The following is a 20,590-nucleotide window of genomic DNA, read 5'->3' as shown; positions in this document are numbered from 1 at the left end:
GGCCCGGCGGCCCGGTCGGCTGGAGGGGCCCGCTCGCTCAGGAGATCAGGAGAGTGGAGTCGCCGCGGCCAGTCGAGCGCGGGCGCCGTCGAGCAGCGCCTGACAGGTCTTGGCGAGCCCCTCGCCCCGTTCCCAGAGGATCAGTGACTCCTCCAAACTCACCCCGCCGGCCTCCAGCCGGCGGACGATCTCCTCGAGTTCGGCTCGCGCGGCCTCGTAGGTGACCGGTGGGGCCGGGACGCCCGGCGGGAGGACATCGGCGGCGGAGCCCGATGTGCGACCGGTAGGGCCGTCGTTGAATTCTTCGGGCATGGCCACCTCCGTGCCGCCTCCACAACCCTCTATCTTCCACAATCCTCTATAACGATGTCCGCTCAATCCGTGACCGCGAGGTTTCGGGCCGGTCCCGACCCGACCCGGCATCCACCGTTGGGCGACCCGACGGCCAGGAGGCACCGGCGTGGCGATTTCCCCTCTGTCTGGCCAACATGATATCCAACAAGGGACAATCATGGCTGAACCCGGCCGGTCCGGCGGAGATCCATAGTACAAGGTCACTGCACGGCGTTTCAGGTTGGTCTCGGTCCGAGACGGACCACGACCGGCCTGGCACACCGGCCGTTACCCGCAGGACATCCAGTCCGGAGGTAGCAATGCCCGCGCTACGCCCGACGCCTCGTCGCAGACCTCTCGGCGACCTCGCCCGAGAGCACGCTCCGCCTTCGGTTGCCGCCGTGGGCGCCGTGCCGAGGGGTGAGATGATCGGAACGCGGGTTGGCGGCGCCCATCCCGGATGGCGGATGCCGGCGACGGGCCCGCTGCTACGTCGGGCGGCCGGCCTGGTCATCGGCATGGCGATTCTCATCCCCGCCGCCACCGCTCTGGAGGGTGGGGGCCAGCCACCGGCCGCAACGGCCGTCGCGCCCGCACGGCCTCCCGTCATCGCGGCCGCCGTCCAGCGCTGACCGGGTTCGCGCTGACCGGGCGGCTTGCATCGACCGGGCCCGTACCGGCGGCCCGATCAGTTCGTGGCGGCGGGAACGACCGGTCGCAGTGACGCGGCGAGGGTGACCAGATCGGCCTGATTCGCCCCGCCTTTGCCGTCTCCGTCATCCACGATCATGGTGACGCCGCCGTCGGTTCGGGTGAGCGCGAGATGCCCATCGCCGTCCCGGCGCTGCTGCCAGGCGACGCCTTCCACATCGACCGTGCCGTTGGCCGGTCGGTTCCCCAGGATCCGCTGGACCGCGGTGGGAGCGTTGCTCTCGACGAAGCGGGCGAACGTCCGATGGTCGGGCCGATCGACGACGTAGCCGATCGTCGCTTCGGCGGGACCACCATCGGCACCGCCGTCGCCACCACCGGTGGGCAGCGTCAGGCGGATGGAGGTCGGCTTCCAGTAGGAGGGCAGGCCAGCCGGCCCGAGCGGGGAGTAGGGCGCCTGGCGGGCGAACGCCGCCATCGGCTCACTCGTCGCGACGACCTTGACCGCGGGCTCGTCGCCTCCGCGGGGCATGACGAAGACGACGAAGAGCAGGACACCCGCCATGACCACGGCGAGAGAGAGCGCCATGTCTCTGATCGTTTCCTGACCGCGTCGTCGTGCCACGTCCCCATCTTCCAGGTCCGAACCCCCGAATGGGCACCCGGACCACGTCTGGGCGGCTCGCGGGGGTGGTGGTGTGTTCAGACTCTCGCCCGGCTGGAGGGCCTTATCGGGGAGTGCGGGGCGAGAAACCGGCCAGATCGGGGCCTGCCGGGCAGCCGTCACGCCCCCTCCGCGTGACGGCTGCCCGATGCTTCGTTGGACGCGCGCACCGGGTTGAAGGTTGCGTGCCTCTTCGGCGGATTCGAGATGTCGTGTCGACGACAGGCCGGATTTGCCGGACGGCCGCGGGCGCACCTTCGCGGCGGGATAGGGTCATGGAGGTATATTCGGCGTCACTCCGGGCCTAGTTCGGGCGCCGACGGGGCTCCCGAACTAGGCTCGGGCCGTGTCTTCCACTGCTGAATCCTCCGCCTCCAGGCCTTCCGACGCCTCGTCCGTGCCCGATACGCTGGCCGTGCAAGGGCAGGCTCCGGATCGCAACCTCGCGCTCGAACTCGTCCGGGTAACCGAGGCAGCCGCGCTCGCCGCGGCGCGCTGGGTCGGCCGTGGCGACAAGAACGGCGCGGACGGGGCCGCCGTCGACGCGATGCGCCGACTGGTCGGCACCGTCTCGATGCGCGGGGTCGTCGTGATCGGCGAGGGGGAGAAGGACGAGGCCCCCATGCTGTTCAACGGCGAGGTGGTCGGTTCGGGCGAGGGCCCCGAATGCGACGTCGCCGTGGATCCCGTGGACGGTACGACGCTGACCTCCAAGGGGATGAATAACGCCATCTCGGTCATGGCGGTCAGCGAGCGTGGCTCGATGTACGACGCGAGCGCGTGTTTCTACATGGAGAAGCTGGTCACCGGCCCGGAGGCGGCCGGGGTGGTGGATATCACGGCCTCGGTGGAGGACAACATCCGCGCCGTGGCGAAGGCCAAGGAGATCCTCCCGCGGGACGTCACCGTGGTGGTCTTGGACCGGCCCCGGCACAGCCAACTGGTCGAGCAGATCAGGGCGGCCGGCGCCCGGGTTAAGCTGATCTCCGACGGCGACGTCGCCGGAGCGGTGATGGCCGCCTCGGCGGACACCGGCGTGGACCTGCTGCTGGGGATCGGCGGCACTCCCGAGGGGATCATCACGGCCTGCGCCGTGACCTGCCTGGGTGGAGTGATCCAGGGCCGGCTGTGGCCGCGGGACGACGCGGAGTATCGCAGGGTTGCTGACCTCGGGGGCGATCCGGCCCGGGTACTGTCCACCCGGGACCTCGTCGACAGTGACAACGTCTTCTTCGTGGCGACCGGCATCACGGACGGCGAACTGCTCGCCGGGGTGCGGTACCGGCCGGGCGGGGCGAACACGTCCTCGTTGGTGATGCGGTCACGCTCGGGCACCATCCGCCGGGTGGACAGCCAGCATCAGCTCACCAAGCTGCAGGCGTACTCCACCGTTCCGTTCTGAGCCGCCGCGGTCCCGGTCGCAGCTTCGATCCAAGTCGCCGGTCCGGTCGGAGTTCCGTACAGTTTCCATGCTGTTCCTGGTCCTGGTCCTGGTCCTGGTCCGACTCCGATCTGGTCGGGAGGTGGTCGCATGGTGCACTACCCGCGACCGTCCGTCCCCGCGAGGGTGTTCGCGCGCCTCGACCCCCCGGGACCGCACGGCAGCGCCGCGGAGGTCCGGACGCTGGTGGGTGCGGCACGCAGGTTCCTGCGCCATCCACGGCCCCCCGTTCTGCTTGGTTGCGTGGGGGCGCTTGCCGTCCTGCGGGTGGTCCGAGGCCCGTGGCGGATCCGGGACACCGGCGTCGCGGTGGCCGCCGTGGCGGCGCAGCCCTTCGTCGAGTGGAGTGTGCACCGGATACTGCTCCACGCCCGGCCGGGCAGTCGGCTGGGATCGATCGGTTACCAGCTTGCCGGATACGGGCACGAGCAGCATCATCGCGATCCGACCAACCTCGACACGATGTTCCTGCGCCCCCGCGAGGTGATCAGCGGAACCGTCGCCGTCGCGGCGCCTGCGTTGCTCGGGCCGCCATGGGTTGCGACCGGCGCGCTCTGCCTTGGGATGGGTGCGCTCGTCTACGACTGGACGCATTTCCTCATCCACACCCGGGTCCCCCCGCGCACGGCCTACTACCGGCGGCTGTGGCGAGGGCATCGTCTGCACCACTACCGCAACGAGCGGTACTGGCTCGGGGTGACCAGTCCGCTCGGTGATCTGGCCCTGCGCACCGACCCGCCGCGGGACGCCGTGGCACTCTCGCCGACCGCCCGCGGGCGGGGTACCACGCCGCCAGCCGTCCTGCCGCCACCCCGTCTGCTCAGTTTGTTCGGACTGCTCAGTGCTCCGGGAGGGCCGGTGATGGCCAGCTGAGGCCGGGGGATGCGAGGCCGCCCGGGTCCCCGCTGCCAGTCACCGGGCCAGGATCGGGCTGACCGAGCCGGGGGGTGAAAAGACCGGGTGGGCGGGCGGCCGCGCGCCGAAGCCGATGGGTGTGGGTCCGTGGCACCGTGGGAGGCGGCGCGGGCCGCCCGACGCCTTCCAACCACGCGCGAAGCCGGCTGTCGGGCGTGTTCGCCTCGATGGTCAACCGGGCGAGGGCGAAGCGGTCGTCGGCGGGATGCGAGAGGACGTCGCGTACCGTGCAGGCCGAACTGTAGCCGGCCGAGATCACAAGCTGGCGTACGGACAGGTCGTATCCGCCGAGGGGGTAGGCGAACGTGCGAGGTTCGTCCCCGGTCGCCACGGCCAGCCGGCGGCGCGACAGCGTCAGTTCGGCGATCACGTCGGTCCGCGCCAGCTCGTCCAGCCGCCGTCCGGTGTGACCGGACCCGCCGATTTCTATCCCGAGACCCCGTATTCGATGAAGGTCGGTCCGGTTGAAATAGCCCGGATCACCGACCCGCGAACTGGTCACGAATACCGTCGCCGTCAGACCCGTCTCGGCCAGTCGGCGGAGAGCCTTCAAGGTTTCCACGCCGCCGTCGTCGAAGGTGATGATGACCGGGTTGGCCGGCGCGGTGGCCGCGCGCAGGGATGCGGCATATTTCGACACGGTGAGCGCCTGCCGGCCGGAGGCGGCGATGAGGGCGCAGTGCCGCATGAAGGTCGCGAAGGGGATTAGCCGACGTCGCGGGCCGCGTGGCGGCTGCGTGTCGAGAGACCGGTAGCGCAACATCGGGATCATCGGCGTTCGTCCCGCTGAGCAGGGACTGGCGGTCACCGGGGCCCGACCGGCTCACCAACGGACGGGGCGTGCTCGCCGGAGAAAGCGTGAGACGTGCACGACAAGCGGGCCTCCCTACGTCCGCCGCCTCCGGGGATGCGGCACCCGATATGCCAGTGGAAGTGCACCTGAACGGTGGGTGCGTGATGCGGCATGGAATCTAGCACGAGCTGCGGCAATAGGTGCCGTCGCGTTGCCGGTGTTTGTCGTCGACCGTTCCATCTACATGCCTGTTATTGTTTTTATTGATGGCATGGATTTATCTGTGGGGTGGTTGTGGCGGTACGGCCGACCCGGCGTGGGGAACCGGCGGTCCGGGCTACAGCGGCCGGCGTCGGCGCTCGGCGGCCGACTGCGCGAGGGAACGTTGCCGCTCGCGGCGCGCCACTTGGGCGCGGCGACCCCGGAAGAGCGCGATGACGACTACCAGGATGAAGGCCGTCAGCAGGATCGGAGCGTGAAGGATCATCTCCGAGCCGACATCGATGGCCTTGTTGCGCAGGCCGGAGCCGCCGTTCCCGGCCGCGGGGTTTAGGTAGCCGACGCCGAGGGTGATGAGCGCGTAGGCGAGCGGCGGCATGATCACTACGCCGATGAGGTCATCCGCATGCACGCGGACCGCGGCGAGGACGCACGAGCCGATGAACAGCACGCCGAAGGCGAACTTCAGGGAACCGAAGATCGCGGAGTCCGCGATGGCACCGAGCCCACCGATGACGAGGACGAGGATGCCGGTGCCGAGCGCGGTGAGGCCCCGGCGGCTGCCCGTGAACAGTGTGGGCGGCGGCCCACTCGCCCGACCGCGCGAGCTGCGGGCGTACAGATCATCATGCCCGCGAGCGCGTGCGGATCTGCCCGGCGGTCCGGCCGACTGCCGGTGAGGCGGCACACTCACGAAGGCAAGGTACCGCCCGCAGATTTCCAATGCGTCAGGGCGATGCACCAGACATGCGCATCGGCTCTCGCATTTGAGCTTTCGGTGTCGATCTCACTGCTTTCCGTTGCTTAAGCCTCCTTATGCTGGTCGTTCGCGTCCCATCTGGCCGGATCTGCGCCGTCAGGGGTCTGGTACCCGACATCGATTCCGGGGTCCTCCATGGCGCCACCCCGCCCGGTCGTCGCGCCCTCCCCGGTGCTCCTCAGGAGCTCGGCGGCGGACAGCGGCCGTACGCCGGTCTCTACCGGAACCGGACTGGGGAGCCCCGCCTCGACGACTTCCATGGCCGCGAGCCGGCGGGCGGGGGTCAGCACCCGGCTTTCCAACGAGCCGACGGTGGCGTTGAAGTCCCCCACCGCCCGGCCGAGCGAGCGACCGAGGCGATCGACGTGTTCGCCCAGGGTGCCGAGGCGGGTGTAGAGGTCGCGACCCAGCTCGAAGATCTCCTTCGTCCGTGCGGTCAGCGCATCCTGAGTCCAAGCGTGGGCGATGGTCCGCAGCATAGCGATCAGCGTGGTTGGGGTGGCGATGATGACCTTCTTGCCTGCGGCGTGCTCGAGCAGGCCGGGATCGTGATCGAGGGCAGGGGCCAGGAACGCCTCGGCGGGGACGAAGAGCACCACGAACTCCGGGGACGACGGCAGCCGCCGCCAGTAGGACTTGGCGCCGAGGCCGTCGACATGCGCACGCAGATGGCGGGCATGGGCGGCCATCCGGCGCGCGCGATGGTCCTCGTCCGTCGTGTCGGCGGCCTCCAGGAACGCGCTGAGCGGAACCTTCGCGTCGACGACCACGTTGCGGCCACCGGCAAGGTGGACGACCATGTCGGGCCGTTGCGGGCCGTCGTCGCCCTGGATCGTCATCTGCTCGGTGAAGTCGCAGCGGTTGAGCATGCCGGCCACCTCCGCCACCCGGCGCAGCTGCATCTCGCCCCAGGCACCGCGGGCCTGGGGCCGGCGCAGCACGGTCACGAGCGCGGCGGTCTGCGACCGGAGGTTCTCCGACGCCTCGCGGGCGAACCGCACCTGCTCGACGAGCGCCGAGTAGGCCTCGGTGCGCGCGGTCTCCAGCTCCCGCAGCCGGTCCTCCATCCGCCCGAGGGCCTCCCGCAGCGGCGTCACCATGCTCTCGACCGCCGAACGACGGACGTCGAGGTCGCCGCGGGCGCGGGCGCCGGCCTCGTCCAGCCGGGCGGAGGCCAGCTCTACCAGCTGACGGCTCGCGCCCTCCAGAGCCTGCGCGGACAGCGCTCGGAAGCTCTCGGCAAGCCGGTCCTGGCTCTGCTCGACCAGCGCCACCCGCTCGGCAGCCGCTCGCTGCTCGTACTCCAGCGCGGTGCGCAGGCTGGACACGTCCGACTCGGCCAGCATCGCACGCTCGGCAGCGGCGGCGGCGGCCTCCCGGGCCTGGTCGCGCTCCCGCACGGTGGTGGCGTGCGCAGCCGTGAGCGCGGCGACCCGCGGCTCGGCGAAGCGGCGCGCGGCGGCGAATCCGCCCATGGCGCCGAGAGCCAGCCCGATCAGGGCCAGCAGCGCGCTGGTCGTGTCCACGGGAGAGAGGCAATCACGGCCCTCCGACAGTTTCGCGCGGTTTCGCGGTGAGACGGTCCCCGGCCGGGCCCTTCCCGGCGAGCTGCCGTGGGGCCCGTAGCCGTGGAGCCCGCAGCCGTGAGGTCCGTAGACTGACCGGCCATGGGCTTGTCGATCGGGATCGTCGGGCTGCCCAACGTCGGCAAGTCCACGTTGTTCAACGCCCTGACGCGCAATGAGGTGCTGGCCGCGAACTACCCGTTCGCGACGATCGAGCCGAACGTGGGCGTGGTCGGGGTGCCCGATCCGCGTCTCGGCGAGCTCGCGAAGCTCTACGACAGCGCCCGGACGGTGCCGGCCACGGTCAGCTTCGTGGACATCGCCGGTCTGGTCCGAGGCGCGTCCGAGGGGCAGGGCCTGGGTAACCGCTTCCTCGCGAACATCCGCGAGTCCGACACGGTCTGCCAGGTCGTCCGGGTGTTCTCCGACCCCGACGTGGTGCACGTCGAGGGCAGGGTCGACCCGGCCGACGACATCGAGACGATCAATACCGAGCTGATCCTCGCCGATCTGCAGACCGTTGACGCGCGCCTGCCGAAGCTGGAGAAGGAGGCCCGTGCCGACAAGACGAAGCAGCCGTTGCTGGCCGCGGTGAAGGCCGCGCGCGAGGTGCTTGACGCCGGCCGCACGCTGTCCTCGGAACCGAAGATCAATCGCGACGCCCTGCGGGAGCTTTTCCTGCTCACCGCCAAGCCTTTCCTCTACGTCTTCAACGTCGACGAGGACGTCCTCGCCGATTCCGGTCGGCGCAAGGAACTTGTCGGGTCCGTCGCGTCCGCGGACGCGATCGTGCTGTGCGCCAAGGTCGAGGCCGAACTGGCCGAGCTCGACGAGGCCGACGCCGCGGAGCTGCTGGCCTCGCTCGGCCAGGAGGAGAGCGGCCTTGCCCAGCTGGCCCGGATCGGTTTCCACACCCTGGGGCTCCAGACGTTCCTGACGGCCGGCCCGAAGGAGGCCCGGGCCTGGACCATCAGAGCCGGGGCGACCGCGCCGGAGGCCGCCGGGGCCATCCACACCGACTTCCAGCGTGGCTTCATCAAGGCCGAGATCGTCTCGTACGACGCCCTGATCGCGGCCGGTTCGATGGCCGCCGCCCGCGCGGCCGGCAAGGTGCGCATGGAGGGCAAGGACTACGTGATGGCCGACGGCGACGTCGTGGAGTTCCGCTTCAACGTCTGATCAGGGGCCACTTCCGCAGGTCCCGCAGGGTGCGAGTGATCGTGTTCCACACCGGTTACACCGGACCACGCCGTGTCCACCGCCTTGCGGGTCCGATCCTCGCTATCCGGCATCAGGTGCCCGTACGTCGACAGCACCAGGTTGGCGTTGTCGTGCCCGAGCCGTTCCGCGACCGCGATCACGCTTTCCCCCGCAGCGAGCAGAACCGACGCGTAGTGGTGCCGAAGATCGTGGGGCGTGGTGCCAGCCGGAAGCCCCGCCCGGCGGACGGCCCGGACGAAGATCTGTGCCCCGTAGTAGTCGTGGCGGTACGGCCGCCCGAACCGCGTCGTGAACAGCGAACCGTCCGCCCCCGGCGGGAAGACCTCCGAGTGCTCCGCCACCGCGTCACGGACGACGTCAGGCAGCGGCACGACCCGCCGGGAACGGGGCGTCTTGGGTACGCTCCGGACCTTCGAGCCGGGTGCAAGCTGCCATTCGATGCGCACCACCCGCCCGCCGGTGTCGACGTCCTCAGCTCGCAACGCGAGCAGTTCGCCGATACGGAGCCCGAGCCCGGCCTGCACGATCACCATCGCCCGGTTGCGAACCGGGATCGCGTCCGCCAGGAGCCGCACTTGGTCAACCGTCAGCGGCACCACCCGTTTCCGCCGGGTGGACGGCATGCTGAGCCGTACGACGGGTGAGACGGCCACCAGGCGATCGAGCACGGCCGCCGCATAGATCGACCGCAGCAGCGACACGAGGTTGCGCAGCGTCGTAGGCGCCAGCAGCCGTGCCCGGTCGGACACCCACGCCTGAACCTCCGACGGCCGGACCGCCGCGAGCCGACGGGAGCCGAGGGACGTCCCCGCAATGTGCACTTTGATCGTTCCTGCGACCCGGCGGGACGTCGTCGGCCGGTGGACCCTGCCCGCAGCCCATCGCCGGGCGTACTCGGCAACCGTCGTCCGGTCGTGCGGGTCGATGTACTGGCCGTTGGCGAGATCCGAGACGACGGCAGCCCGGAAGCGCTCAGCATCACCCTTCTTCGCGAAGGACTTCGAGCGTTGCCGCCCATCATCGTCGCGCCAGCGCGCGAGGTACACCGCCTTACCGTCGCGAACCCGCTTTTCCACACTGCCCACGGCTATGCGGCCCTTTCAGCGAGCCACGCGCGCACGTCCGTGGGGTCGTAGCGAAGCCACTTCCCGACCCGGTACGCCCGAGGCCCGACCTTGCGCGTCCGCCACTGATACAAGGTCGCCACAGGAACACCGAGGAAGCGCGCAGCCTCAGCAGCAGTCCACAAGCGATCAACCTCCGCAGACAACATCCCCATTCCCAACCTTCCACTACGCAGCAAATTTCCGGGCCGAATGTGCTTCCTCGCGTCGTGACCGTGCTTGGTCTGCGGCCATGGATGCGAGCCATCGGTCGCCGTTGTTGGCGTAGCCGGAGGAGTGGTACCGCCAGGTGGGGATGATCACGGTTTCGTCGGTGTCGTCGGGTCGGCCGAAGGCGTCGAGGGCCGGGCGTTCCTCGCCGTTCACGTGGGTACGTTGCCAGGTACGCCGGGCCGTCCGGCGTGCCGCGAAGGTGGTGGAGTAGCCGCGTGATTTGGTGAGCCAATGGCCGTTGAAGCCGAGTTGGTGCGCCCACTGGCGCAGCCGTAGATCCTGAAACTCCGAGTGCGGACCGAGACGCCACGCGGTATGGACCAGCCGGGCGTGGAACTCTCCGAGGAACGGAAGGCGTGCCTCCAAGTCGTCAGCGTCGCGTATCCGCCGGTCGAGTAGGCCGGAGTCGACGACGGATTTAGTGATGTACTTGGCGAGATAGTTCCCGACCGCCTGTGGGGTGAGGTCCCCGCCGTCCACGAGAACCTTTTTCACATCATGCTGCTCACCCCAGCGTGCCGCGAGCATCGGTGTTGGGCGTGGAACAGGTGGGGGGATGTCCGCGGAGGCGAGCAGGCCCGCAGCCGCCAGGGTGGCGAGCGCGTCCGCTTCGGAGGGAAGGTCATAGGCGTGCGGGTCCGGGCAGGGTTCCTCGGTGTGGGTGACCGCCCAGCGCCAGCAGGACGCCAGCAGGTCCCCGGTTGCCCAGGCGGGAGGAGCCTGCCAGACGTCCGAGTCGCTGCCCGCGTCCAGGCGGAGCAGGGCATGGAAGTGGACCGCGCCGCGCCGTTGGGCTTCCCCGACCTTGACGTAGGAGATGCGGACCGCACGCCGCAAGCCCCGTTCGGTCATGCCTGTGACGGTGGCCATGCGCCGGTAGGTCGCGTCCACGGTGCGTTTCCACAGCCTGCCCGAGGTGCGGTTCCAGACGATCAGCGCGCCGTCGTCGTGGCAGTCCGGGCACAGCGGGGTGCCGAGCCGCCAGTCATCCTCCCCATGCACGAACGTGCAGCCGCGTGCACGGCCATGCGGGCATCGTCCTTGGCGCCGACTGCACACCTGAGCGGGACCGTGATTCGCGCGCCGAGAGTGCACCGGGCCGAACGAGGGTGCGGTCACCGTGACGAACAGCCCCGGATGCTCCGCCACCGTCGCGGGAACATCATGGCCACCGGTCAGCCCCGCATGGACGATCTGCCAGGCATCCCCCGCGTACAAGTAGGAGCAGGACGGGCACACCGAGGCCCGCCGGTTCCCGCAGGGCACCAGGAGCAGCCCGTCCGGCATGGTCGCCGTGTCCAGCACGCGGCGCACCTCACCGGTAGCCGTATCCACATGGTCGATGTGGCCGAACAGGCGGACAGGGTGCGCGCAGCCGGACACCCGGTCGAGTTGCGCGAGAAACCCGGACAGGGAGCCGTCCGCAGCGCGAGGCATCGCCGCGTGGAGAAACTCCGAATCCAGCACAGGGACTGTCATCCGAGACTCTCCTTTCACGGACGGCCGCAGCGGCGTCACACCTCATTTCCCCATTCCGGGGGCGCGGCATTGTCTATCGAATGGAGAACCTGTCAAGGGCACTACGTGAACGCCCTTGACAGAACCACCATTCGACAGTTTCTAAAAGCGCCCGGAACGGAGAAAAAAATGGTAGGGGAAGGTAAAGGCCCATCGGCTAGGAATGCCCGCGCGTGTAGTGGCGAGATAGAGCGTCAGCCGCCGCGCATGAGGGGCGCCGCACCAGGTACGGACGTGAGGAGTTGCCGAGCCTCACCCACCGCAACGGGAAGGATACCCCGGGGCGTTCCAGGATGAGCACAACAGGCGAACAACCGTTCGGCGTGGTCCCCGGGGTGGCGCGGTCAGGTCGGAGGGGGAGCCCCGCCCGACCGCGTACCCACACGGAGCGTCGCGCGCCGCTCAGTCGTCGTAAAAAACGATCTCTGGTATGTCCGTGGCGTACCATCCGCCGTCCGCCGTGCGTTCCAGTGGCAACGACGTCGAGTCCACCCCGGATCGTGTCATCTCTCGCCCAGCGCCACGGGCAGCGCGCAATGGAGGGGGTTGGAGGCCACCGGCGTATCGCTTTGAGCGCGGCCAAGGGTCCTCTCATCGGGTCCGGTGGCGCCGGACAGCCAGGGTGGTGCCGAGACCATGGCAAGACGAGCAGTTCCGTGGACGCTCGCCCATGCAGGCACGGCACTGCCGGTAGGTGTTCCCGGAGTTGATGTTACGGCGAGGCATGGTGGTTCCCTTCCTAATCGAGCCCCATTGGGATACCCGAGGTTCCGTTGGTGGCATGGCGACGCTGATAGTCAGCGGAGAACGCCGCCCATTCCGGGGATAGCTCCCCGTCGCCCAGACGGACGGGGATGGGAATGTCGGCGGCAATATCAAGGCCGGATTCGGTGTGTTGACCGAGTAGCGGGACCGGCATGCCAGCCGGAGCCGGGTAGTCACGGGCAAGCCCGTCGATCACATCATCGTCGATGTATTCCGCGCGGACCCGCAACGGTTCCCGGGTGCCTTCCAGTTTGACGTAGCCGACCCCGGGAAGGCTTTCCGGGATCAGGTCGCAGTAGGCGCCCCGGGCGCGCATCTTGTCCCCGAGGACCATATCGACCTGCTGCGGTTCATCGAGCCGCATCGCGATGCGGGTCGGGAACAGATTCCGGTAAGGAACCACCTCCTTGGACGGATCTTGCAATGCGACCATCAGACCCACACCCGGAGCCCGGCCCTGAGAAGCGAGGATCTGCACCGCGTTATCCGCCCGTCCCTGGAGTTTCTTGTTCGTCACATACGCCGTGATGAACGCGAATTCGTCGACGAGAACCAGCACAAACGGCGTGTCCACCGTCGGAGTCAACCGGCGGGTCACGCCTTTCAACCGGGCGGCACGATCCCGGGTGAACTCCGCCGCATCCTCGAGGAGCTCCACCATCGCGCCCAGGTGGCTGTCCTCGTAGCGGGTGAACAGCGCACGGCCTGGGAACAGTTCCATCCCGCCCTTCGGGTCGATCGCCCACACCTGCACCAGACCGGCAGCGATAGCCGGACCCAGCCGGAGCAGAGTCGACCAGATGACCGACCCCTTCCCCGCACCGGTCGCACCCGCGACGAACACATGCGTGCCGAGCAGACGCAGCAGCCACAGCGCGCCGTCCTCCCGCCGGCCGATCGGCAACGCGGTCAGGTCCACCGCGCCAGCCGAGGCAGGAACCGGCAACTTCGACATCGGCCGGGTGAACGGATCCCGGCGGGTCACGTCCAACCACACGTAACCCGGCTTGTGGGTCCGTACCCGCACGTTCTGACTTCCCAGCGCGTGCGCCAGCGACTCGGAGGCATCCGCGAGATGATCCGGTTTCTGGCCGACGCGCAGCTTGACCAGCAGCGCATCACGGTAGTCGTTTGATCGGACTTTCCGCAGACCAGGCCAGACCAGCACATCCCCATCCACCACGGCCAGGTCGTGACGGGCCATGAGCCCCCGCCAGCGCGGAGCGTAGCGAACCCAACGCGCCCACCACGAGCGCAGCGGACGCCCTAACCACCGGGCGTAGCTAGACGGGCAGGCCAGCCGCCAGACCAGCGCGGCCACGGTCAGCACCGCCAGCGCCAGCGCGGGCAGCACCCATCCCACCCGGTCGACCAGCAGCAACGCGGCAAACAGACTGAACGACGTACGCGGGAAACGGGCGATCACCCGGGCGACCGCGACCCCCACCCGGCCCACCAGACGCAGACCGACCCGCCCGGCCGTATCACCCGGACGCACCAGCGGATGCCTACGCGTGTCCCGGTTCACCGGAACGGACCGCGACAGGTCCGCGAGCCGTACCCTCATGGTTCACCTCCCTCCCACGTTCCAGATAGGCGGCGTAGGCGCGGGGATTACGGTCGTACCAGGCTTCCGCGCACACCTTGTGAACAGCCACACCATCCGGAGAACGGCACAGAGCCGGACGCCGGCACAGCACACACGGCTCCGGATCCCCCACATCACCGCGAGGGAAATACCTACCCGTTCCCCAATCCAAAAGCGGCATCAGCCCCGACGCCGACGCCGACGCGGCTCAAGCTGGATAGGTTCGGCCGCTTCCCGGGCACGCACCAGCGGAATCGAGAACGGCCCAGGAACCGGCGGAACCGGCGCAGCCTCCCCACCGAACGGCAACGGCATCTGATCAGACGACTGCCGACGAGACCGTCGGGCCATCAGCTACCACCCCGCTCACGGCGCGCGGCACGCACGCTTCCGTTCCGAGTGACATGGCCATGCGCCACCCGATCATGCGTTTCCTTCTGCCCGCGCATGTCCGCCCGCGAACGAGTCGGCCGCGAGCTCAGCCCACACACCTCACACGTGTAGGAATACAACTCGGTCATCACCGGGAACCCTTCCGATAGACAGGACGCTGCACCCGACGAGCCGGCACCGCGCACGACGGGCAACGAGAATGCCGACACACCATCATCAGCCCACACGGGCAGATGAACATACGACGGCAAGAAGAACAGGTACGAGAAGCCATCGGACATGCACCCTTCCGAAAGCAACCAGCGCACCGGCCGGTTGCAACAGCCGGATAGTCGGCTAGGAATCAGCGTTAAGAGCGGACCGGTAGGCATCGTAAGCCGCCTCATAATCCGCGTACCGAGCGTGCGCGGCAGCAGCCAGACGCTGATACTCATCGAACGCCTCAGCCGCACGATCACGGGCAGCCGCGTACACGAGCCACGCCCGATCCTCCGCCCGACACAAGTCGTCCACGGACACGGTTCCACGAAGCGATCGTGTGGTAGACATGAGAGTGTCCCATTCCTGTCGCAGGGAGATGGACAACAGACATACCCGGGGTGCGGGAGGAGCGGGCAAACTCAGACCCGCACCCCGGGTACGTCGACCCGTACCAGCTAGGAAAGACGCCGGTACTCAGACCACGCCGCATGCTCCACATCCCGAGCTACACGGACCCCCGCCTCAGCGCAGCCATTCCGACGACGCGCGTCCGCGTCCACGCGAGCCCGATTCGACCGGGCCAACGCCGCCGCCCGCTGAATATCCCTATTCGAATGCATGCGAAATACACCTTCCTGTCGCGAGAAATGCAGAACAGCTCAGGCGCGCGTAGGAACGGGCAGATCAGAGCACGCGCCCAGAACGAGAACGTCAGAGACCGCGACGCCGCCGCTCAGCCCTGACATCAGCGGCAATATCGTCGTACCACTCCTCAAGAGCGTAATCCCCACAATCCCCCGCACGGTCGCCACGCCGCCGCGCTACCCGCTCAACTGCAACCAGATCATCGGCGCTCATGTCCCGCAGAACAGCCGGAGCATCATCCGAGCTCCAATCAGCGATCACGCCACGGCGCATCTCCGACCGGGATGTATTCTGTCCACCCGGATTCATAACCTCGGAATTAACCCTCCAAGAATTGAACGGCATGGCTACGCCGCCGCCTTCCCGGACCGCACGCTCGCCACCATCGGGGCGCGCATCCCCCGAGCACGCAGGCTGTAACCCACCCGGGGCGTCTTCCGCGACTGATCAACATACGCGGTGACCGTCAGCCCGTCGAACTCCACCGGACGAAACGGCGTACCCGCGAGCGTGTCCGGTGGGACCGGCTGCACCTCAGCCGCAATCTTCACCTTCACCTCAGCCTGACCGGCCCGCAGATCCGGCGCCGCGTCCAGCACCCGCACCAGCCACACCCGGGCACCGGTCTCCTTGTCCCGAACCTGTGGATCAGACAGACCCGCCTTCACCGCATCGAAGTCGCGGTCAGCCTCCACACCCAGCACAAACGCCCCGTGCGGGAACACGTCCCCGAAGCTCACGGGAATCCTCATCGGCACAGCCATGATCGAGATCCCTTCACTCTGGACGTCTCTGGTCTGGACGTCCCCTGGTGTAGACCAGTATAGCTGGTACTGGACCAGTTGGCAACCAGGGTGAGTAGGGCCTAGTGAGCAGGCAGTTCGTAGCTCAGCACGTACCGGTCCGCTGCCAACACCGTGTCGCAGACCTCGACAGGAAGCCCCTCAAGATCAATTGCGATGCGCACCAACGCCAGAACCGGCGTACCCGGAATCAAGCGAAGTGTCCGACGCTCCCCATCAGTCGGCATCCGCGCAGAGACTTCCTCCGTGAAGTGGCCGAGCTGGTGACCCTTTTCCTCGATACGGGCATAGATTCCACCAGGACCGGGATTCTTTTCAACCATCGGAGTGTCGACAGCGATCACCCACGGGATATAAGACGTTGCAATCTCCATTGGCTCACCATCAGCCAGATAGAGTCGATGCCGAACGAGGACCGTTTCGCCCGCCTCGATTTTTAGCAATTTCGCAATTTCCGGTGGGCAGGGCCGAGGTTCGACGCTCAACACATCGACGCTCGGCCGACGCCCTTCGCCCTCTAGCTCAGCGAGATAGGCAGCCTTTCCCATACGGCGATGCTGGCGGGCGAAACGGTCGCTAGCCAGACGCCGGACCGGCGGACGCTTACGCACAAAAGCGCCCCGGCCGTGCTCAACCTCAATCCGTCCTTCTTGAATGAGTTCTTCGAGTGCTTGCCGAATTGTATTACGACTTACACCGTACGTAACGGTCAGGTCACGTTCACTCGGCAGCTTATTTCCCGCAGCAAGGTCGCCAGTCTCGATTGACGCACGCAAATGATCTGCGATCTGCCGGTAAACGGCCCGATCACTCATTGGATCAATGCGAGCATCCACAGCCTGAGTCTCCTATACTGGTCTAGTCCTGTGAACCAGTGTACCGGAGGGCTCATCCTATGAGCGAGACCACCCCGCGCCACTCCGTCAGCGTAGCCGCTGCTATCACAGACGAGTCCGGCAAAATTCTCCTAATTCAGAGACGTGACAACCAGCATTGGGAGCCACCCGGTGGAGTACTTGAATTGGGTGAGGCGATCGAAGATGGTCTTCTTCGGGAGGTCGAAGAAGAGACCGGTCTTCTCGTTGAAGTAGAGAGACTCACTGGCGTCTACAAGAACATGAAGATTGGCGTCGTGGCGCTTTTCTTTCGATGCCGAGTTGCGGGTGGAAGTGAACGCACCGGCGACGAGACTTCTAAGCTTCGGTGGATCAAACTCTCCGCCGTCAGCAAGTACATGGACGAGGCTTACGCGATTCGTGTCGCCGACGCGATGCAGACGGGCCCGCCCGCCGTACGCGCACACGATGGGAAATTCCTGCTACCCGCATAGGTGTGCCAACTTTCCTTACTTCTTCAAGGCGGGCCCTCCGGGCCCGCAGGAGCCCCGCGCCGCACACGCCACGCCGAACAGGGCCCCAGGTGGCTCGCCGCGCAGCACGGGGCCCCGCCTCCCTCCGGTCGGCACCCCATGGCGCGTCGGCCACCACCCCATTCGGCGCGTCGGAACGTCGCAGAGCACCGAGTGAACCCGACGAACATCACGTGACGATCGAGCCGGAGGCACGGACTCACAGGACAACTCCCACACGTCGAGCGTCACGGACGACCGCGTGTCCCCGGTGCCCCCTGGTACACGAGCGTTCCACGCGATCTTGAAAAGCTGCCATCGACGATGAGAAGCGACGGAAGGCGGAACCCCTGGTACCAAAGGACTTTCGGGCTATCCATCGAGGTCAACGGCACCCGGATCGGCCTTCCGCTTCAACGTCTGATCAGGGGCCGTTCCCGTGTGATGAGAAGCACCTACCGCGTGGCGGCATGCCTGTTGAGGCCGCGGCCGTTCAGCCAGATCACGCGAAGCACGGTGATAATGATTCACCTGTCTTCAATGGTATAGACGATGAGTCCCCAGCCGTCACCGAAGGTTGCTATCCACTGATTGTCACGTTTTAGGCAGTCATCAGACCGCGCGTGACGGGCGCGGATGGCCGGGCGGGTACCAGATTTCGGCGATCGCGGTCGGATCGCCGGCGGCAATGCGGCGTCGGTCCTCGTCGATGCCGGCCTGGATCTCCGGGTTGGCGCAAAGCACGGCCTGAGGCCACCAGCGGTCAATGACCCGGTGCGGCGGCGCCAGGTCAAGGGCGTCGTCGGCCTCGACAGCCGCCGCGTGGAACTTGGCTTCGAACTCGGCACGATGGTCAGGCCTGAGCGCGGCCCGGACCGCCGGACCGGTGCGCTCAACCCGGTTGCGTACCCCGTACGAGGGGATCGTGACATCCGCACTCATGAGATTGGTTCTCGCCCGGCGCAGCCTCCCGACCGCTATGGCCGGACCGCGAAGGAATACGAGTCCGGAAGTAGCTTTGGGATCAACGTCCGCCTCTACAGCGAGGCTGTGGCCGCGGCCTGAAGATCTCCGGCGGCCGTGGTCACCGCGCTAAACGAGCTGCCGGGTGCCCCGGGTGGCCGCGGCGACGATCGCCTCGGCCGGTCCTCGCACCCCGCTCGCCCGCCAGGCGGTGGCAACGGTCAGGGCTACGGCCGCCTGGAGCAGAAAGGACGGCGTCGGATCCGCGGGGAGGAAGGACGCGGACATCACGATCACGTGGGTGCAGTAGAGGGTCAGTGTCATCGATCCGACGGCGACGAGCGGGATCAGCATCAGGGGCGGCAGCAGCCGGCTCAGGAGCAGGACGAACCCGAGCAGGGCGACCGCGGCCGCGCCGGTGTGCAGCAGATCGACGGGCGTGGACGAGTGCGGGGTGTCGACGGCCAGCCACCACCAGGTGTTCGTCGGGGTGCTGCCGTACAGCCCGGCGTCGAGGATGGACCGCACCGGCAGCGGCCCGACTCCCGCGACCTCGACGGGATCGACGGATTCGAGTGCGGCCATGCCCGCGGCGTGCCGGAGCAGGGCCCAGGAGACCAGCGACGCCGCCGCGGCGATCGTGCCACCCCCCGCGAGCAGGGCGGCGGCGACCCGCGTGGACCGTAGATCCAGCCGGCCGACCGTGAGTCCCACGCAGAGGTACCCGAGCCAGGCAAGCGCCGGATAGAAGCCGGTGAAGCCCATCTCCAGAGTCAGGTTCACCGGGTGGGTGAACGCCCGGCCGAAGGTCGGGTCGGCAAGGGTCGGGGGCGGCAGATGGTCCCGGCTGAGGAGGCCCGCGGCCGGGACGACCGCGAACGCCAGCACCGTGACGACGACCAGCGCTCCGACCGGAGCCCGCAGCAGCGGCACGGCCAGGATGAACATCAGCGCGTAGTAACAGAGGATCACCGCGATGCCGGAGTGGGTGTAGCCGAGGGCGAGGCCGATCGTCCCGATGCAGACCGCTCGTGCCACGGTCGACGCGCGCGCCTGTGGCGCCGGCAGCCGGCCGGTCGACAGCGCCAGCGCCACCCCGGCGAGTACCGCGAAGGCCGCCGAGGCCCGGCCGGCGGCGAGCAGATGCGCGGGGGTCCCCGCCCCATCATCCCCGACCGCGGGATAGATGTGCGTCGCGACCATGCCGATCAGGGCGAGGCCCCGCGCCGCGTCGACTCCGCGTAGGCGGCTTTCCCCGCCGGCCTGCGGGTGACGGGGCTGAAGCATCGCGGGCACGCCCTTCAGACTGGTCTCCGGGCAGAGGTGGGTTTCATCCGGCCCGCCGGGAGCGTTCCCGGGCCGACGCGGGCACCGCGACCGTGGCTCGGCAGTCAACGACCGATGAGTGGCGAGGAGAGGAGGATGGCGTGATCTGCCATCTGGTGGGCCGGTCCGAGTGGGCGGCCGGGGCTGACGGGTACCGCCCGGCGAGCCTGGCATCCGAGGGGTTCATCCATTTCTCCGCCCCGGAGCAGGCCGTGGCCACCGCGAACCGGTACTACGCCGGGCGTGCGGACCTGCTGCTGGTCGTCGTCAACCCGGAGCGGCTGAGCGCGGAGCTGCGCTGGGAGCCGCCGGCGCCCGTGGCGCCCGCCGGCCAGGCGCCCGCGGGGGGCACGCCCGCGCCAGGGGAGCTCTTCCCGCATCTCTACGGGAGGATCGACACCGCAGCGGTGACGATCGTCGTACCGTTCCCGCCTGATCCGGATGGTGTCTTCCGGGTGCTGCCCAGTCTCTGGTGATCTCCACGTCTGTTCGGTACGAGACGTCTGTTCGGTACGAGCGCTCAGTACGAGACGCCGGCAGAGCGCAGGATCTGTGAGATCCTGCGGGCCAGGGCCACGTCCAGTTCGGTGACGCCGCCGACCGAGTGGGTCCAGACCGTGAAGGTCGTTGTTCCCGGGCCCCGCTCGACGACCGGATGATGGTTGATCGCGTCCGCTGCCTGCATGACCTCGGCCACGATCGCGTCGGCCTCGTCCCCGTCCAGCATGATCTCCAACTGGATCCGGTCGGCGTCGCCGATCCAGCCGGGTAGTGCCGCCAGCGCCCCGGCGACTTCGGTGGTGTCCAGTCTGCTCGGCATACCGATTTCCTCCGGCTGGTGATTCTCTGATTCTCTGGCTTGGATTCTCTGGCTTGCGGTCCGCGTCCCGCTGCTGGGCGAGCCGTCCTGGTGGAGCCACCCGAAAGGGTCATCAGACACGATCCGCCGGGAACGGATCCACGGCTGGCCGGACTCTGGGAGAGTCCGGCACCATGAACGCGGATGTGGAGGGCTTGGATGCCCTCCCTTCTACCCATGGACGACGGCGTGGAACACCTGAGGACCGGGACGGCACCGACTCCCCGGTGGTGAAGGGACGTCTGGTCGTTGCCGTCGCGCTGCTCGACGATGATCGCCGGG

20 protein-coding genes are annotated in these 20,590 nt (G+C 68.1%); 6 read left to right on the top strand and 14 right to left on the bottom strand.

All coding sequences use genetic code 11. The annotated features are described in order from the left end of the window. Positions 1-45: 45 nt before the first annotated feature. Entirely contained in the window at positions 46-318 is a 273-nt protein-coding gene (locus tag AC08OX_RS03115) for an exodeoxyribonuclease VII small subunit (RefSeq protein ID WP_476606410.1), read from the bottom strand. A 440-nt stretch (positions 319-758) separates the two neighbouring features. Here AC08OX_RS03115 and AC08OX_RS03110 point away from each other — a divergent pair, with 440 nt between their 5' ends. Beyond that, positions 759-965: a hypothetical protein gene (locus AC08OX_RS03110; protein WP_476606409.1), complete on the top strand. Its 207-nt coding sequence runs from the start codon at positions 759-761 to the stop codon at positions 963-965. Positions 966-1,021: 56 nt separating this feature from the next. Here the strand turns inward: AC08OX_RS03110 and AC08OX_RS03105 are convergent, their stop codons facing one another. After that, positions 1,022-1,609 carry a DUF4245 domain-containing protein gene (locus AC08OX_RS03105; protein ID WP_476606408.1) on the bottom strand — a complete coding sequence of 196 codons (588 nt, stop codon included), beginning with the start codon at positions 1,607-1,609 and terminating at the stop codon, positions 1,022-1,024. Between the two features lie 454 nt (positions 1,610-2,063). Here AC08OX_RS03105 and glpX point away from each other — a divergent pair, with 454 nt between their 5' ends. Further along, positions 2,064-3,050 carry a class II fructose-bisphosphatase gene (gene glpX / locus AC08OX_RS03100; protein ID WP_476606407.1) on the top strand — a complete coding sequence of 329 codons (987 nt, stop codon included), beginning with the start codon at positions 2,064-2,066 and terminating at the stop codon, positions 3,048-3,050. 129 nt (positions 3,051-3,179) lie between these two features. After that, positions 3,180-3,962, top strand: coding sequence for a sterol desaturase family protein (locus AC08OX_RS03095; RefSeq protein WP_476606406.1), 783 nt, complete (start codon positions 3,180-3,182; stop codon positions 3,960-3,962). On the opposite strand, the gene AC08OX_RS03090 is transcribed toward AC08OX_RS03095, so the two are convergent. The 3 genes from AC08OX_RS03090 to AC08OX_RS03080 all read right to left on the bottom strand — a co-directional run bounded on the left by AC08OX_RS03090 (position 3,928) and on the right by AC08OX_RS03080 (position 7,302). Further along, complete coding sequence (locus AC08OX_RS03090; RefSeq protein ID WP_476606405.1) at positions 3,928-4,776, bottom strand: polysaccharide deacetylase family protein; 849 nt, start codon at positions 4,774-4,776, stop codon at positions 3,928-3,930. The two genes, AC08OX_RS03095 and AC08OX_RS03090, sit on opposite strands and share 35 nt — an antisense overlap. Before the next feature lie 358 nt (positions 4,777-5,134). Next, positions 5,135-5,758 carry a DUF6542 domain-containing protein gene (locus AC08OX_RS03085; RefSeq protein ID WP_198537738.1) on the bottom strand — a complete coding sequence of 208 codons (624 nt, stop codon included), beginning with the start codon at positions 5,756-5,758 and terminating at the stop codon, positions 5,135-5,137. A 62-nt stretch (positions 5,759-5,820) separates the two neighbouring features. Continuing rightward, positions 5,821-7,302 (bottom strand): DNA recombination protein RmuC, encoded by a 1,482-nt coding sequence (locus tag AC08OX_RS03080; protein ID WP_476606404.1) that lies wholly within the window; start codon positions 7,300-7,302, stop codon positions 5,821-5,823. Between the two features lie 141 nt (positions 7,303-7,443). Between AC08OX_RS03080 and ychF the strand changes: the two genes are divergently transcribed. Further along, positions 7,444-8,520 (top strand): redox-regulated ATPase YchF, encoded by a 1,077-nt coding sequence (gene ychF, locus AC08OX_RS03075; RefSeq protein ID WP_476606403.1) that lies wholly within the window; start codon positions 7,444-7,446, stop codon positions 8,518-8,520. Here ychF and AC08OX_RS03070 read toward each other — a convergent pair. The 6 genes from AC08OX_RS03070 to AC08OX_RS03045 form a co-directional block, all read right to left on the bottom strand. Then, entirely contained in the window at positions 8,472-9,647 is a 1,176-nt protein-coding gene (locus tag AC08OX_RS03070) for a tyrosine-type recombinase/integrase (RefSeq protein WP_476606402.1), read from the bottom strand. The two genes, ychF and AC08OX_RS03070, sit on opposite strands and share 49 nt — an antisense overlap. 2 nt (positions 9,648-9,649) lie before the next feature. Continuing rightward, a complete protein-coding gene (locus AC08OX_RS03065; RefSeq protein ID WP_035909413.1) occupies positions 9,650-9,835 on the bottom strand; it encodes a helix-turn-helix transcriptional regulator in 186 nt (61 codons plus the stop codon). Between the two features lie 19 nt (positions 9,836-9,854). Further along, complete coding sequence (locus AC08OX_RS03060; protein WP_476606401.1) at positions 9,855-11,378, bottom strand: replication initiator; 1,524 nt, start codon at positions 11,376-11,378, stop codon at positions 9,855-9,857. A gap of 778 nt (positions 11,379-12,156) precedes the next feature. Then, entirely contained in the window at positions 12,157-13,749 is a 1,593-nt protein-coding gene (locus tag AC08OX_RS03055; protein WP_476606400.1) for an FtsK/SpoIIIE domain-containing protein, read from the bottom strand. 1,607 nt (positions 13,750-15,356) lie between these two features. Beyond that, a complete protein-coding gene (locus tag AC08OX_RS03050; protein ID WP_476606399.1) occupies positions 15,357-15,773 on the bottom strand; it encodes a plasmid replication, integration and excision activator in 417 nt (138 codons plus the stop codon). 101 nt (positions 15,774-15,874) lie between these two features. Further along, positions 15,875-16,648, bottom strand: coding sequence for a GntR family transcriptional regulator (locus AC08OX_RS03045; RefSeq protein ID WP_476606398.1), 774 nt, complete (start codon positions 16,646-16,648; stop codon positions 15,875-15,877). Between the two features lie 59 nt (positions 16,649-16,707). Here AC08OX_RS03045 and AC08OX_RS03040 point away from each other — a divergent pair, with 59 nt between their 5' ends. Further along, positions 16,708-17,142, top strand: a complete 435-nt coding sequence (locus tag AC08OX_RS03040) for an NUDIX hydrolase (RefSeq protein WP_476606397.1) — start codon at positions 16,708-16,710, stop codon at positions 17,140-17,142. 630 nt (positions 17,143-17,772) lie between these two features. Here the strand turns inward: AC08OX_RS03040 and AC08OX_RS03035 are convergent. Both AC08OX_RS03035 and AC08OX_RS03030 read right to left on the bottom strand, forming a co-directional pair. Further along, entirely contained in the window at positions 17,773-18,102 is a 330-nt protein-coding gene (locus tag AC08OX_RS03035) for a DUF6247 family protein (protein WP_476606396.1), read from the bottom strand. A gap of 150 nt (positions 18,103-18,252) precedes the next feature. Then, entirely contained in the window at positions 18,253-19,410 is a 1,158-nt protein-coding gene (locus AC08OX_RS03030; protein ID WP_476606395.1) for a heparan-alpha-glucosaminide N-acetyltransferase domain-containing protein, read from the bottom strand. A gap of 140 nt (positions 19,411-19,550) precedes the next feature. On the opposite strand from AC08OX_RS03030, the gene AC08OX_RS03025 reads away from it, so the two are divergent. Beyond that, the gene (locus AC08OX_RS03025) at positions 19,551-19,925 is read left to right on the top strand and encodes a DUF952 domain-containing protein (protein WP_476606394.1); all 375 of its coding nucleotides are present in this window, start codon (positions 19,551-19,553) and stop codon (positions 19,923-19,925) included. A gap of 44 nt (positions 19,926-19,969) precedes the next feature. Here the strand turns inward: AC08OX_RS03025 and AC08OX_RS03020 are convergent, their stop codons facing one another. Next, the gene (locus AC08OX_RS03020; protein WP_476606393.1) at positions 19,970-20,269 is read right to left on the bottom strand and encodes a 4a-hydroxytetrahydrobiopterin dehydratase; all 300 of its coding nucleotides are present in this window, start codon (positions 20,267-20,269) and stop codon (positions 19,970-19,972) included. Between the last annotated feature and the right edge of the window lie 321 nt (positions 20,270-20,590).

It is taken from the genome of Frankia sp. CoBUL1 (assembly GCF_978021245.1).
Note: the sequence above shows the minus strand (reverse complement) of the source record. Positions and strands in the feature narration are given on the sequence as shown.